The 12,741-nt window shown below is 71.4% G+C and carries 14 protein-coding genes and 1 pseudogene; 7 read left to right on the top strand and 8 right to left on the bottom strand.

The annotated features are described in order from the left end of the window. Positions 1 to 172: 172 nt before the first annotated feature. The 4 genes from ABZV77_RS06870 to ABZV77_RS06855 are packed head-to-tail and all read left to right on the top strand — an operon-like array spanning position 173 to position 4,993. The gene (locus ABZV77_RS06870) at positions 173 to 1,480 is read left to right on the top strand and encodes a DUF6716 putative glycosyltransferase (protein WP_356252345.1); all 1,308 of its coding nucleotides are present in this window, start codon (positions 173 to 175) and stop codon (positions 1,478 to 1,480) included. A gap of 56 nt (positions 1,481 to 1,536) precedes the next feature. Beyond that, positions 1,537 to 2,877, top strand: a complete 1,341-nt coding sequence (locus ABZV77_RS06865) for an N-acylneuraminate cytidylyltransferase (RefSeq protein ID WP_356251218.1) — start codon at positions 1,537 to 1,539, stop codon at positions 2,875 to 2,877. Between the two features lie 11 nt (positions 2,878 to 2,888). Continuing rightward, positions 2,889 to 3,842 carry an N-acetylneuraminate synthase family protein gene (locus ABZV77_RS06860; RefSeq protein ID WP_356251215.1) on the top strand — a complete coding sequence of 318 codons (954 nt, stop codon included), beginning with the start codon at positions 2,889 to 2,891 and terminating at the stop codon, positions 3,840 to 3,842. Between the two features lie 38 nt (positions 3,843 to 3,880). After that, entirely contained in the window at positions 3,881 to 4,993 is a 1,113-nt protein-coding gene (locus ABZV77_RS06855) for a hypothetical protein (protein WP_356251212.1), read from the top strand. A gap of 3 nt (positions 4,994 to 4,996) precedes the next feature. On the opposite strand, the gene ABZV77_RS06850 is transcribed toward ABZV77_RS06855, so the two are convergent. The 4 genes from ABZV77_RS06850 to ABZV77_RS06835 form a co-directional block, all read right to left on the bottom strand. Next, on the bottom strand, positions 4,997 to 5,431 hold the full coding sequence (locus ABZV77_RS06850; RefSeq protein ID WP_356251209.1) for a protein-tyrosine phosphatase family protein: 435 nt from the start codon (positions 5,429 to 5,431) through the stop codon (positions 4,997 to 4,999). A 47-nt stretch (positions 5,432 to 5,478) separates the two neighbouring features. Further along, positions 5,479 to 6,096: a hypothetical protein gene (locus tag ABZV77_RS06845; protein WP_356251208.1), complete on the bottom strand. Its 618-nt coding sequence runs from the start codon at positions 6,094 to 6,096 to the stop codon at positions 5,479 to 5,481. A gap of 89 nt (positions 6,097 to 6,185) precedes the next feature. Next, positions 6,186 to 6,569 (bottom strand): peptidoglycan-binding domain-containing protein, encoded by a 384-nt coding sequence (locus ABZV77_RS06840; protein WP_356251206.1) that lies wholly within the window; start codon positions 6,567 to 6,569, stop codon positions 6,186 to 6,188. 212 nt (positions 6,570 to 6,781) lie between these two features. Then, positions 6,782 to 8,254, bottom strand: a complete 1,473-nt coding sequence (locus tag ABZV77_RS06835) for an MFS transporter (protein WP_356251203.1) — start codon at positions 8,252 to 8,254, stop codon at positions 6,782 to 6,784. A gap of 100 nt (positions 8,255 to 8,354) precedes the next feature. Between ABZV77_RS06835 and ABZV77_RS06830 the strand changes: the two genes are divergently transcribed. From ABZV77_RS06830 to ABZV77_RS06820, 3 genes and pseudogenes are all read left to right on the top strand, one after another. Further along, positions 8,355 to 9,269 carry a LysR family transcriptional regulator gene (locus ABZV77_RS06830; RefSeq protein WP_356251200.1) on the top strand — a complete coding sequence of 305 codons (915 nt, stop codon included), beginning with the start codon at positions 8,355 to 8,357 and terminating at the stop codon, positions 9,267 to 9,269. Further along, positions 9,266 to 9,841 carry a cysteine hydrolase gene (locus tag ABZV77_RS06825; RefSeq protein ID WP_356251197.1) on the top strand — a complete coding sequence of 192 codons (576 nt, stop codon included), beginning with the start codon at positions 9,266 to 9,268 and terminating at the stop codon, positions 9,839 to 9,841. The genes ABZV77_RS06830 and ABZV77_RS06825 overlap by 4 nt, the downstream gene beginning before the upstream one ends. Next, positions 9,790 to 10,038 (top strand): annotated as a pseudogene (locus ABZV77_RS06820) (hypothetical protein); the annotation flags it as partial. The gene ABZV77_RS06825 and the pseudogene ABZV77_RS06820, both read left to right, overlap by 52 nt. Before the next feature lie 581 nt (positions 10,039 to 10,619). Here the strand turns inward: ABZV77_RS06820 and ABZV77_RS06815 are convergent. The 4 genes from ABZV77_RS06815 to ABZV77_RS06800 form a co-directional block, all read right to left on the bottom strand. Further along, positions 10,620 to 10,799: a hypothetical protein gene (locus tag ABZV77_RS06815; RefSeq protein ID WP_356251194.1), complete on the bottom strand. Its 180-nt coding sequence runs from the start codon at positions 10,797 to 10,799 to the stop codon at positions 10,620 to 10,622. 207 nt (positions 10,800 to 11,006) lie between these two features. Next, complete coding sequence (locus ABZV77_RS06810; protein WP_356251191.1) at positions 11,007 to 11,612, bottom strand: hypothetical protein; 606 nt, start codon at positions 11,610 to 11,612, stop codon at positions 11,007 to 11,009. Positions 11,613 to 11,649: 37 nt separating this feature from the next. Next, a complete protein-coding gene (locus ABZV77_RS06805) occupies positions 11,650 to 11,871 on the bottom strand; it encodes a DUF397 domain-containing protein (RefSeq protein WP_356251189.1) in 222 nt (73 codons plus the stop codon). A gap of 13 nt (positions 11,872 to 11,884) precedes the next feature. Then, positions 11,885 to 12,739, bottom strand: coding sequence for a helix-turn-helix transcriptional regulator (locus ABZV77_RS06800; protein ID WP_356251186.1), 855 nt, complete (start codon positions 12,737 to 12,739; stop codon positions 11,885 to 11,887). Positions 12,740 to 12,741: the final 2 nt, after the last annotated feature.

The raw sequence follows: 12,741 nt of genomic DNA, 5'->3' as shown, positions 1-12,741 counted from the left end.
TGCCAGGTGAACGACGCGTGGCGGAATGGTTAACCAGGCTGTGGAGAAGGCATTTCCTGAGCTGATTCGCCATTCGTCGGGCTGCTGTTAACCCTTTGTTGCACCTGAGTTGGGCCGCGAATCGAAATGCCTTCCTAGCGTCTGGGACGTGCAAGGAAGTCATCGAAACCCACTGCGGGTCGCCGTACTCGCCGACTCCGATACGCGATGGAAATGGGGCGCTCTCACCGCGAACCGCATCCTATCGGACAGTCGGCTCAGCGGCTTCCTGCTCCGCGGCCGGGCCACCCCCACCCCCCGGCAGCTCGAAGAGGTGGGCGTGCGCGCGGATTCCCTGCGCGAGGTCACCGCAGTCGAGTTCCTGCGCGAGATGGAGCGGGACGCACCCGACGTGATCGTGCTCGCCCTGGTGGGCGGGGCGGTCCAGGCGGTCCTGCACGGACTCGCCCGCGTCACGCAGGACGCCCGCCTCACCGGCGGCCCGGCGCGCCGCCCCGTCGTCGTCACCGGCTACGTCGGCGTCGTCTACGAGAAGCTCGCCGACGGCCTCCTCCTGCGGCACGGCGCGGACGTCGTCCTCGCCAACTCCCGGCAGGACGCGGAGCGCTTCCGCGCGGTGTACGAAGGAGTGGGCGCCGACGCCTCATCGGTGACGGAGGCCGCGCTGCCGTTCCTCGGCGGCGCCCCGTACCGGAAGAACGACCCCTACACCGTCGTCTTCGCCGCCCAGCCCTCCGTCCCCGACACCGGCGCACACCGCACCTACCTGCTGCGCCGCCTCGCCGAGCACGCCAGGCTGCACCCCGACCGCGACGTCCTGCTCAAGCTGCGCAGCAAGCCCGGCGAGCACACCACGCACATCGAGGAGCTGCCCTACCAGAAGCTGGCGCAGCGGCTCGACGGCGGACTGCCCGCCAACTGCCGCCTCGTCTACGGGCACATGGGCGAGGTCCTGGACCGCACCGACCTGCTGGTCACCGTCAGCTCCACGGCCGCGCTCGAATCCCTGCACCGCCGCATCCCCACCGCCGTCCTCACCGACCTCGGGGTGCGCGAGGCGCTCGGCAACCACCACTTCACCGGCTCCGGATGCCTCGCGTCCTGGGACCAGCTGGACGCGGGCCACCTGCCCGTGCCCGACGAGCGGTGGCTGGCACGGCAGGGCGTCGCCGCCGACGGCGCGTACGAGAACGCCTTCGACACGGCGCGCGAGCGGGTCGCCGACCTCCTTGACGCCGCGGCCACGGGCGGCCTTGCGCCCATCGCGCCGTACTACAGCCCCAGCACGGCAGGCGGCTATCTGCCCGGCATCCTCGCCCGCCACCACCTCGGCCCCGACGGCGCCCCGCTGCCGGGCGCCCCCACGGCCGACAAGGACCCGGGACCCGTACGGCAGATCGTGCGCCGCGCGGCGCGTGGCGCCTACCGCCACGGAGTGCAGCGCGTGGCCCCCGTCATCCGGCGGATGGGCGAGCTGTGAGCCCCCGCCTCGCGCGCCCCCGAGCCGAGCGCCCCCACCCCTCCCAAGGAGCACCCATGCCCCACCTCGACCCGGCGGGCGCACCGGTCCGCCGCGTGCTCGCCGTCATCCCCGCCCGCGGCGGCTCCAAGGGCGTGCCCGCCAAGAACCTCGCCCCGGTCGGCGGCGTGCCGCTGGTGGCCCGCGCCATCCGCGAGTGCCTGGCCGCCCGGCTCGTCACCGACGTCGTCGTCTCCACGGACGACCACGTGATCGCCGAGGCCGCCCGGCACGCCGGTGCCGAAGTGGTGCTGCGCCCCGCCGCGATCGCCGGGGACACCGCGACCAGCGAGGCCGCCGTGCTGCACGCCATGGACGCCCACGAGGCGCTGCACGGCGCGACCGTGGACGTCGTCCTGCTCGTGCAGTGCACCAGCCCCTTCCTCACCAGTGAGGACGTCGACGGGGTGGCCTCCGCGGTCGCCGAGCACGGCGCCGACACGGCCGTCACGGTGGCGCCCTTCCACGGCTTCATCTGGCGCGACGCGGCGGACGACGCCACGGAGGACGGCACCGGTCTCCAGAAGGGCATCGGCGCGCACCGCACCGACTCCGTGGGCGGCACGGCGACCCTCGCCAACTCCACGCAGACGCAGACTCAGCCGCGCGGCGGTTACGGCGTGAACCACGACAAGTCGTTCCGCCCGCGCCGCCAGGACCGCCCCCAGGACCTCCTGGAGACCGGCGCCGCCTACGCCATGGACGCGGCGGGCTTCCGCGCCGAGAAGCACCGCTTCTTCGGCCGCACCGAGCCGGTCCGCACCGACCCGGCCCGTGTGCTCGAGGTCGACGACCCGCACGACCTCGCCCGCGCCCGCGCGCTCGCCCCCTTCTTCGACGCGGCCCGCCCCGAAGGCGACGCCGCCCTCCCGACCGCCGCCGACATCGACGCGGTCGTCCTCGACTTCGACGGCACCCAGACCGACGACAGGGTGCTGATCGACTCCGACGGACGGGAGTTCGTCTCCGTGCACCGCGGGGACGGCCTCGGCATCGCGGCCCTCCGCAGGAGCGGCCTGAACATGCTGATCCTGTCCACGGAACAGAACCCGGTCGTCGCCGCGCGGGCCAGGAAGCTCAAGCTTCCCGTCCTGCACGGCATCGACCGGAAAGACCTCGCACTGAAGCAGTGGTGCGAGGAGCAGGGCATCGCTCCCGAGCGCGTGCTCTACGTCGGCAACGACGTCAATGACCTCCCGTGCTTCGCCCTCGTGGGCTGGCCCGTGGCGGTCGCGAGCGCCCACGACGTCGTACGCGGCGCCGCACGCGCGGTCACCACCGTCCCCGGTGGTGAGGGCGCGATCCGAGAGATCGCCACCTGGATCCTCGGCCCCTCTCTCGACTCCCTCCACAGTTAAGGAATTTCCCCATGAGCAACATCACCTCCATCGGCGCCGACTCCCGCCTCCGCCGCTTCGGCTCGAAGACGGCCGGTCCCGGTCAGCCCGTGTACATCACCGGTGAGATCGGCATCAACCACAACGGCGACCTGGAGAACGCGTTCGCGCTCATCGACGTGGCCGCCGACGCGGGCTGCGACGCGGTGAAGTTCCAGAAGCGCACCCCGGAGATCTGCACCCCGCGCGACCAGTGGGACATCGAGCGCGACACCCCCTGGGGCCGCATGACGTACATCGACTACCGCCACCGCGTGGAGTTCGGCGAGTCCGAGTACCAGGCCATCAGCGAGCACTGCGCCAAGCGCGGCATCGACTGGTTCGCCTCCCCGTGGGACACCGAGGCCGTCGCCTTCCTGGAGAAGTTCGACCTGCCCGCCCACAAGGTCGCCTCCGCCTCGCTCACCGACGACGAGCTGCTCCGCGCCCTGCGCGCCACGGGCCGCACGGTCATCCTCTCGACCGGCATGTCGACCCCGAAGCAGATCCGCCACGCGGTCGAGGTCCTCGGCAGCGACAACATCCTGATGTGCCACGCCACGTCGACGTACCCGGCGCAGGCGGAGGAGCTCAACCTCCGCGTGATCAACACCCTGCAGGCCGAGTTCCCGAACGTCCCGATCGGCTACTCCGGCCACGAGACGGGCCTGCAGACGACGCTCGCCGCCGTCGCGCTCGGCGCCACCTTCGTGGAGCGTCACATCACCCTCGACCGCGCCATGTGGGGCTCGGACCAGGCCGCGTCGGTCGAGCCGCAGGGCCTCACGCGCCTCGTCCGCGACATCCGCACCATCGAGGCGTCCCTCGGTGACGGCGTCAAGAAGGTCTACGAGTCCGAGCTCGGCCCGATGAAGAAGCTGCGCCGCGTCGCGGGCGTCGTGGCCGAGGCCGAGACCGCCGCGGACGCCGAGCCGGTCGCGGTCTGAACACGCGGCCCGCATTAACGGGAGACGGACACACGACGATGAGCCCCCGAGTCGGCCGAGCCGCCGACACCACAGCCGCCCCGGACGGGGCGGCGGAGTCCACGCTCGCCTTCGTGGAGAGCCCGGTCCAGCTGCTGAACGTCCTGGAATGGGCGCACGCCGCGGCCGCGACCGGCCCGGCCGGGGGCCTCACCGTCGTCGTCCTCTCCCCGAACGACCCCATGACGCGAGGCCAGTTGCGCCGCATGGCGCAGCTCGCCCGCGACGAGGGCGTCGAGGTCCGCTGGGAGGAGGCGCGCGGCGGCGCGTCGGCACCCTTCCACACCGTCGGCGGCCTCACGGGCGCCCTGCGCAGGGCCGACCGGGTCGTCATCGGCGACCCGTTCTCCCGCTACGTACAGCTCCTCCTGACGATCACCCGGGCACAGTCCCTGGTCGTCGTCGACGACGGCACGGCCACGATGGAGTTCATCGCCCAGCTGGCCCGCGGCGAACGCCTGCAGCGCTGGCACCGCAAGGGCGGCCGCCCCGGCCCCCGCGACCTCGCCTTCGCCCCCGTCTCGGCCGCCGCGCGGCGCCGCCTCACACCCGGCGGGACGCGCACCGTCGAGGTCTTCTCCGCCATGCCGATCGACAGCGCCCCGGACGGCGTGCAGATCACGGTCAACGCCTTCGCCTGGACCCGGGAACGCTTCGGCCCGCCCCGCATCACGCGCGGCTCCGACTTGGTCGGCACGTCCCTGGTGGAGACGGGCGTGGTCGACCCGGACCGCTACATCGAAGCGGTCATCGCCCTCTCCCGCACCCACGGCGCCACCCGCTACTTCGCCCACCGCCGCGAGAGCGCCGAGAAGCTCCACCGGCTCGCGGTCGAGACGGGCCTCCAGGTGGTCCGCCCGGACCTCCCCCTGGAACTCATCGCCCGCCGCGGCCCCATCGGCCGTACGATCCTCAGCTTCCCCTCGACCGTCGTCCACACCCTGCCCCTGGCCCTTGCGGGCACGGAGGTCAAGGTGGCGGTCTGCGACATCGACCCGGCCTGGCTCACGGAGACGGCGTCGCCGCGCGCCCAGGGCTTCCTGTCCGGCGTCACGGGGACGGCACGGGACGTACACCGTCTGACATCGGTACGCCACACGGCCCCGGCGTAACTCCTAACCGCTGAACCGCCGGACGTACCGCCGCTGCCAGGGCGTCTCCACCGCATGCCGGTCGTAGTGCGCGCGGACGAATGCGACCGCCTCCTCGGCGGGCACCCCGTCGAGCACGGCGACGCAGGCGAGGGCGGTCCCGGTCCGCCCGCGCCCGCCCCCGCACGCCACCTCCACACGCTCCCCGGCGGCCCGGTCCCACACCTCGCGCAGCACCTCACGCGCCGTCGCCCGATCACCGGGCAGCCGGAAGTCGGGCCAGCGCAGCCAGGTGTGCTCCCAGGGGATGCCGTCCGGTGCCTTGCCGAGCAGATAGACACCGAAGTCGGGCGTCGGCCCCTCCGGCAGGGGCCGCCGCAGCCCCCGCCCCCGCACGAGCCGCCCTGAAGGCAGCCGAAGGACGCCGGGCGCGGAGCCCTGCCAGGTCGCTGTCGTCATGGCCGGTCGTGACTCCCTGGTGTGTGGCGGCGGCGGACGCCTCATTGTCACGCCGGGGGCCGCGCGTCGTACTGTTCCTGGCCGTGGCCGTCCGTGAGCGCGTGGCGGAGCGTGTACGTCCGCACGCCGGGCGCGTCGGCGGCGGCCGTCTCGTGCGCCGCGGCGTCGGTCCACTCCGAGACGACGATCGCGCGCCCGCCGTCCGCCGTCAGATGAATGTGCGTGGCCAGCAGGCCCGTTACTGGTGTGGCCGTGTTCTCGGTGTTCTCCGTCTCCTCCACCGCCGTCGTCATCGTGACCGCGAAGACGCCGGGGCGGGGCCCCGCGTCGTGCACCACGCTGCGGTGCAGCCGGGTCCGGTTGAGGCCGGGCCGTTCGATGCCGGGGACCAGTGTGTCGACGCGGCTGATCACGGCGGTGCGGTGGGCACGGGCCCACGCGAGGTGGTCCTCGTCGCTCGTCCACTGCGCGTAGTGGAGGAGGCCGGTGCCGTCCGTCGCGACGAAGAGGTGCTGCGCGAGCCGCGCGGGAGGCGGCTCGGCGGCCGCCCATTCCTGGATGACGGCGTCGGCGGCCGCCCGCGTGCGCTCCGGGGTACCGGTGCGCCACTCGCTGATCAGAACGGTGCCCGCGTCGGGGTGGATGAGGTCCAAGAGATGCGTCATGCCACGCGACGATCCTCCTTCAACCAAGGTTGAAGTCAAGCGTACGGAAGAGTTCGTCGCCTGGGACGGCGGTTCCCGGACCGCGGTTCTCAGATCGCGGTCCGCAGCCACTGCCAGGTCTTGGGGCCGACGATGCCGTCGACGCCCAAGCCCCAGGAGCGCTGGAACTTCTTCACCCCGGCGCGGGTGTCCTTGCCGAACTTGCCGTCGACGGTGACGTAGATGGCGTGATAGCGGAGCAGCGCCTGGATCTCCTTGACCTTGTTGCCCCTGTCGCCGTAGTCGGCGTAGGTGTTCAGGAGGTCATAGCCGCAGTACATGCCGATGCCGCCCCACCATTCGCAGTAGGCCGAGACGGACGGGGAGGCGGCGGGGGCGGGGGCGGCCGACGCGGTGGCGGCCGCACCGGTGACGGCGGTCGCGGCCAGGACTCCGGCGGCCAGGAAGGCCGCAGCCTTTCGGTGTGCGTACATGGATTCTCCTTCGGCAGGGCGGCGCGAGGCCGTCTCGGACAAGGTGGTCCGGGCGGCCGTCGACTGGTTCCGCGGACACCGCCCGGACACGATTCACGCTAGGGATCCGGCCGTTGCCGCGCGTCCAGCAGGAGGGTGACGTGCGCCTGCACCCACGGGGGCAGGGCGGTCAACCCAGGTGGTAGCGCTACCGCGTGGGGTGGAGAAGAACGCTAGGCGACCGCACCCGTCGACGCGCGCTCCTCCGAAGGAAGCCCCTGCGCCACCGGCACGCTCCCCCTCCTCGTCCGCAGCCCGAACGCGCTGATCACTGCGGCGAGCAGGGCCGCGGCCAGCGGGACCCACAGGGCGGCCCGGTAGCCGTCCAGGAGCGCGGACGGTGAACTCGACGCGGTGGCGGCGACGTTGACGGCCGTGACCGTCGACAGGCCGAGCGCGGCGCCGAACTGGAAGGACGTGTAGAGGAGCGCGCCCGCCAGGCCCTGCTCCTCCTCGGCCACGCCCTCCGTGGCCACGATGGTGAGCGGACCGTACGCGAGGGAGAAGGCGATGCCGAGGACGATCAGGCTCGGGAACATCATCGCGTACGTCCAGTCCGCGCCGACCGGCAGGAACAGCGCGTACGCCAGCGCGGCGAGCAGCAGTCCGCCGAAGATCACCCGGGCGTTGCCGAAGCGGCTCACCAGCCTGGGGGTCAGGACGGGGGAGAGGAGCGCGTCGACACCGATGACGATCATCGCGAAGCTGGTCTGCAGCGTCGACCACTCCCGCAGCTCCTGGAGGTACAGCACCACCAGGAACTGGAAGCCGAAGAAGCCCGCGGCGAAGAGCAGCCCCGAGAGGTTGGCGCGCACCAGCGGACCGCTCCGCAGGATGCCCAGCCGCACCAGCGGAGCCGCGGCCCGGCGCTCGACCGCGACGAACACGGCAAGCAGCACGAGCCCCGCGCCGATCGTGACCGCGGTCCACCCGAACGCGGTGTGCGTGGCGCGCTCCACGCCGAGGACGAGCAGCACGATGGCGGCCGTGATCGTGAACCCGCCCGCCAGGTCGACGCGCTGACCCGTCCGGTCGGGACGCGGCGACTTCGGTACGAAGGCGAGGGCGGCCAGCAGGATCACGGCGGAGAGCACCACGGGCGCGAAGAACACCCAGCGCCAGCCCACCGAGGCGAGCAGCCCGCCGACGACCAGACCGACCGAGAAGCCACCGGCGGCGGTGCCGGAGTAGAAGAGCAGCGCCTTGTTGCGCCGCGGGCCCTCCTCGAATCCGGTGGTGATGACGGAGAGCCCGGCCGGGGTCATGAACGCCGCGGCGACGCCCGTGACGAAGCGGGCGGCGATGAGCATCCAGCCCTCGGTCGCGAAGCCGCCGAGCCCGGAGAAGAGCAGGAAGACGGAGAGCCAGAGGACGAACATCTGGCGGCGCCCGAAGAGGTCGGCCGCCCGCCCGCCGAGCAGCATGAACCCGCCGTACCCGAGGACGTACGCGCTCATGACCCACTGCAGCGAGCCGGTGGACAGGCCGAGGTCGGCCCGGATGGAGGGGAGGGCGACGTTGAGCATCGCGACGTCGATGCCCTCCAGGAAGATCGCGCCGCAGAGGACGAGGAGGATGCCCCACTCGCGGCCGGTGAAGGGTCTGTCGGGGGACTCGGGCGCGTGAGGCGCAAGGTTCTGACTCATGCCGCCACCCTCGGCCGGGGCCCCGGTGCGGAACAACGGCGAACATCGCAACGTTCGTTCAGCCAGGCTGACCGATCCGCAACGACCTGGGGGTACGTCGATGGAGCGAGACGAACTGGAGTGCTTTCTCCTGCTCGCGGAGGAGCTGCACTTCGGCCGCACCGCGGAGCGCATGCGGCTGTCCCGGGCCCGGGTGAGCCAGCTCGTGCAGCGGCTCGAACGCCGGGTCGGCGCCCCGCTGTTCATCCGCAGCAGCCGCCGCGTCGGCCTCACCGCCCTCGGCAGGCAGCTGCGGGCCGACCTCGAACCGCACCACCGCGCCATCGACGCGGCCCTGGAACGCGCCGTGGCCACGGCGCGCGGCATCGACTCCGTGCTGCACGTGGGGTTCGCCAACCCCCTCACCGGCGAGATCGTCATGAAGGCGACGGAGGCCCTGCGCGTCAGCCACCCCGGCCTCGCCGTGGAGGTCTGCGAGGTGCCGCTCGGCGATCCGTACGGGCAGCTGCGCAAGGGCGAGTTCGACGTGCAGCTCACCGAGTTCCCGGTACGGGAGGACGACCTGGGCGGGGGATCGGTGCTGCTCTCGGAGGACCGGGTCCTCGCCCTGCCCGCGGCCCACCCCCTGGCCGCCAGGCCTTCCGTGACCCTGGAGGACCTGGCGGACGTCCCGCTCCTCACCATCGCGGGCGAGGTCCCCGACTACTGGCTGGACCACCACGTCCCCTCCCGCACCCCGAGCGGCCGCCCGATCGGCCGCGGCCCCGCGGTGACGAACATGCAGGAGGCCCTGATGCTGGTGGCGGCGGGCCGGGGCGCGCTGCCCGCCCCCGCCCACACGGCCACGTACTTCGCCCGCCCCGGCATCACGTACGTCCCCTTCGCCGACGCGGAGCCGACGGGCTACGGCCTGGTCTGGCGGCTGGGCCACGAGACGGGAGCGGTGGCGGCGTTCGCACGAACGGCACGAGAAGTCACGGCACGGGAAGCCATGGAAGGACAAGCGATCGCATGACAACCGGACAGAACAGCGCACTCCTGGTGATGGACATCCAACGGGACGTCATCGCGCTCGCGGACGACGGCTCCGGATACCTGCCGCGGCTGCGCACCGCGATCGACGGCGCACGGGCGGCGGGCATCCCCGTGATCTACGTGGTGATGGGCCTGCGCCCGGACATCCCCGATGCCACCCCGCGCACCCGCAGCCACATCCTCGCCAACGTCATACAGGCGGGCCTGTTCACCGAGGGCGCCCACGGCAGCCAGATCCACCCCGACGCGGCGCCCTTGCCCGGCGAGACCGTGGTGACCAAACGGCGGGGCAGCGCCTTCTCCGGCAGCGACATGGAGCTGGTGCTCAGGGCCCACGACGTCGACCACCTGGTCCTGACAGGCATCGCCACCAGCGGCGTCGTCCTGCACACCGCATGCCGAGCGAACGACATGGACCTGCCCCTGACGATCCTCTCGGACGCCTGTCTGGACCTGGATCCGGAGGTCCACCGCACCCTCACCGAAAAACTGTTCCCCCAATGGGCGGAGGTCACCACGGCCGAGGCCTGGGCGGAGTCGATCGCCAAGTGATCACGTACACCTGGCGGGACGCCTTCGAGGACCCCGAGGTCAACGCCCTGCACGCCGAGGGCTTCGGGCACCCGGTGCTTGACATCGGATGGCGCGAGCAACTGCACCGGCACAGCCTCGGCTGGGTGTGCGCGCGGGACGCCGCCGGTGAACTGGCCGGGTTCGTCAACGTCGCCTGGGACGGCGGCGGGGCTCATCGCGCTGTGAGCCCGTGCGAGTTGTCGCCGCCGGGTACGCGCACCGGTTCCTCCGCCGACAGAATGAGCCTCGGCAGTGTCACCGGCCCGTCCACGTAGCGGGCAGTCCGCTTCCTCGTGCGTCGGGCTCGCACCTCAGCACGCACGAGGGCGCGGCGCGCTGCGCGGGCACGGCGGTTTCCGTCACGCCGCTGGAGCTTCCACTGCCGGTGCTGGATGCGGTTGGCCTGCATCGCGACGGCGTCCGCTGATTCTCCGGGGTGCATCGCCTTGATGACCTTGGCCACTGCGGCGGCCCCGGCGCGAACGAGCAGTACCAGCGCCAGGATCAACAGCAGAGGGAAGACGAGCTTCATCGGGACGCCCGCCGCGATGAGCTCGGAGATCAAACCGTTCAACGTAGGCCTCCACGGTCCGAGGCCCGAGGGGGAGCGGCTGACTCATCAGCAACTCGGGCCTGTTGCCCACCTTCAGACGCGAGAAGGGCCCCCGGTCACCGGGAGCCCTTCTCCAGCGGTGCTCGATCAGCGCGAGACCTCCCCGTGGGCTCGCGTCGATCGGCCCGAATGCTCAGGCCGCGCCTACAACCTCACGACCTGGCCGGGCAGATCAGTTCGCACGGCCTCCCCCATTTCCGGCGCGAGGTTGACGCTAGGCAGACGCACGGCTGAATCCGGCGTGATGACCTTCATGAACCATGAGACGACCGCGTTCCAGATGGCTGCTGGGACAGCCATCACGATGACGATGCAGTTTCGCACTTGGACTCCTTCGCGGCAGGGGACGGCCGACAAGCCGATGCCCTGCCGGTTCATATCGTGGCGGCCTCGTCACCCCTCCGGCGAGGCCTATCAGTAACTACCTTTCTGGCGTTGGGCGAGCTTCCAGCTCACCCCGCCACCGCACGGGCCGGGGTCGCCGTACCGTGTGGCAGCGGGACGTTCCAATCCCTCGTCACGGAGCAGTCTCTACCTCGGCGGGTCGAACCCCAGGTGCGCGAGCCTGCCGTCACGCCAGGCCTTGTTGATCTCCCGGTTGGCCCGCCACTTGAGCGTGGCGACGGCCCGGGCCGTGGTCGGCGGGTCGAGCCACTCCGCGATCATCCGGTTGTCCTCGCCGAGGATCTGCCCGAGCACGAAGACGGCCATCTGGCGCGGCGTGAGCAGATCGAGCGCGCGGATGCCCCGCACCGTTTCGATCAACTCATGGTTGAGCCGGACGACTTCGCCCGTCAGGTGGTCGCCCTGACGCGCACGCAGTACGGCCAGGGTCTCGTCTCCGACCAGGACCTCCACCGTGGCGCGCAGCTTGCACAGCTGGTTGGTGACACAGCGGTTGAGGTACTTGTCGAGGTCCTCGACGGGCCCACGGCTGACGAGCCGCGAGTGCAGACCCAGAAGGACGTTCCCCCACATGTCATCGGCAAGCTCGGGACCGGCCCTCTTGGCCATACGCCCAAGGTGCATGCCTGCCTGCTCCGTGGCACGAAGCAGCTGATCGCGCGCGTCGGGGGACAGCTCGCGCACGACGGTGGATGATGCCGGCTGGATTCCGCCGCGCATCTCTTCGGGCATCGTTGCTCCCGGAGTGGTTCCGAATGGACACCCACTCTCAGTCGCCGCCCGGGGACCTCATCACGCACCCACTGAACGAGGATTGCGTGTTCTTGACGGCGCATATGAGGGTGCCGAGTTGGGTGCGGGTCGTTCTGAGGATGACGTCCGGGTCGTCGCTCTCGCGGAGGCGGATCGTTCCGTCGGGGGCGGTGGCGATGTTGACGCAGGAGGAGGCCTCTTGGCTGTACGTCGACTTCTGCCAGGCGAGTTCGGTCACGGTGGTGGGCTTCCTAGGCGTCTTGGATGAGCTGGGCGATGAAGTCGCGGGACTTGGCCGGGGCGAGGGCGGCACGTTCCATGCGGTCCAGGACCAAGCGGTAGCGCTCCAGCTGGGCGGGGGAGTCGATGAGCTCACCTCCGTGGTCGGTGTCGATCTGAACGGTGTCCAGCTGCCGAACCGGGCCGTGGAAGTAGTCGACGCCCTGGCCCGAGGTGTGGAAGGGGCCGCTCTCGAAGGGGACGACGGCCAGGGTGACGTGGTCGAGATCGCTCATGTCGATGAGGTGGCCGAGCTGGTCCCGGTTCGTGGTCCGGTCGCCGAAGCGCATGCGCAGGGCCGCTTCGTGGATGATCGCCGCATAGGGGGAGGGCTGGTCGCGGTGGAGTACGGCCTGGCGCTTCACCCGGTGGGAGACCCGGTGTTCGATCTCGTGGGGTTTGAGCTGCGGGACGGTCTGGTCGAAGAGGGCTCGCGCATGGGCGGCGGTCTGGAGCAGGCCGGGGATGTTGATGATCTGGGCGACGCGGAACCGTGTCGCGTGGTGCTCCAACTCGGTCAGGTCCAGCAGGCGCGGCGACAGGGTGTCGCGGTACTCCTCCCACCAGCCGCGTCGGCGATCACCAGGCATGGCGGCGAGGGCGTCGACCAGTTCGCCGTCCGTGCAGTCGTAGTGTCCCGCGAGCACGCGCACGCGGTCACCGCTCACTCCGTAGCGCCCCGCCTCGATGTTGCTGATGCGGGACTGGGGAACGCCCAGGAGCGCCGCCGCCTCGGTGACACTCAGGTCGGCGCGCTCGCGAAGTCGGCGCAGTTCGGTACCGAGGCGTCGTCGGCGCACCGTCGGCAGGGAACTCGGCTCGGGCATCG

Source organism: Streptomyces sp. NPDC004732, from assembly GCF_040609235.1.
GTDB lineage: Bacteria > Actinomycetota > Actinomycetes > Streptomycetales > Streptomycetaceae > Streptomyces.
Note: the sequence above shows the minus strand (reverse complement) of the source record. Positions and strands in the feature narration are given on the sequence as shown.

Bases quoted from the DNA above. Each gene is read 5' to 3' on its own strand.
- ABZV77_RS06865 (WP_356251218.1), top strand. From the start codon at position 1,537: ATGCCCCACCTCGACCCGGCGGGCGCACCGGTCCGCCGCGTGCTCGCC.
- ABZV77_RS06860 (WP_356251215.1), top strand. From the start codon at position 2,889: ATGAGCAACATCACCTCCATCGGCGCCGACTCCCGCCTCCGCCGCTTC.
- ABZV77_RS06855 (WP_356251212.1), top strand. From the start codon at position 3,881: ATGAGCCCCCGAGTCGGCCGAGCCGCCGACACCACAGCCGCCCCGGAC.
- ABZV77_RS06850 (WP_356251209.1), bottom strand. From the start codon at position 5,431: ATGACGACAGCGACCTGGCAGGGCTCCGCGCCCGGCGTCCTTCGGCTG.
- ABZV77_RS06845 (WP_356251208.1), bottom strand. From the start codon at position 6,096: ATGACGCATCTCTTGGACCTCATCCACCCCGACGCGGGCACCGTTCTG.
- ABZV77_RS06840 (WP_356251206.1), bottom strand. From the start codon at position 6,569: ATGTACGCACACCGAAAGGCTGCGGCCTTCCTGGCCGCCGGAGTCCTG.
- ABZV77_RS06835 (WP_356251203.1), bottom strand. From the start codon at position 8,254: ATGAGTCAGAACCTTGCGCCTCACGCGCCCGAGTCCCCCGACAGACCC.
- ABZV77_RS06830 (WP_356251200.1), top strand. From the start codon at position 8,355: ATGGAGCGAGACGAACTGGAGTGCTTTCTCCTGCTCGCGGAGGAGCTG.
- ABZV77_RS06825 (WP_356251197.1), top strand. From the start codon at position 9,266: ATGACAACCGGACAGAACAGCGCACTCCTGGTGATGGACATCCAACGG.
- ABZV77_RS06810 (WP_356251191.1), bottom strand. From the start codon at position 11,612: ATGCCCGAAGAGATGCGCGGCGGAATCCAGCCGGCATCATCCACCGTC.
- ABZV77_RS06800 (WP_356251186.1), bottom strand. From the start codon at position 12,739: ATGCCCGAGCCGAGTTCCCTGCCGACGGTGCGCCGACGACGCCTCGGT.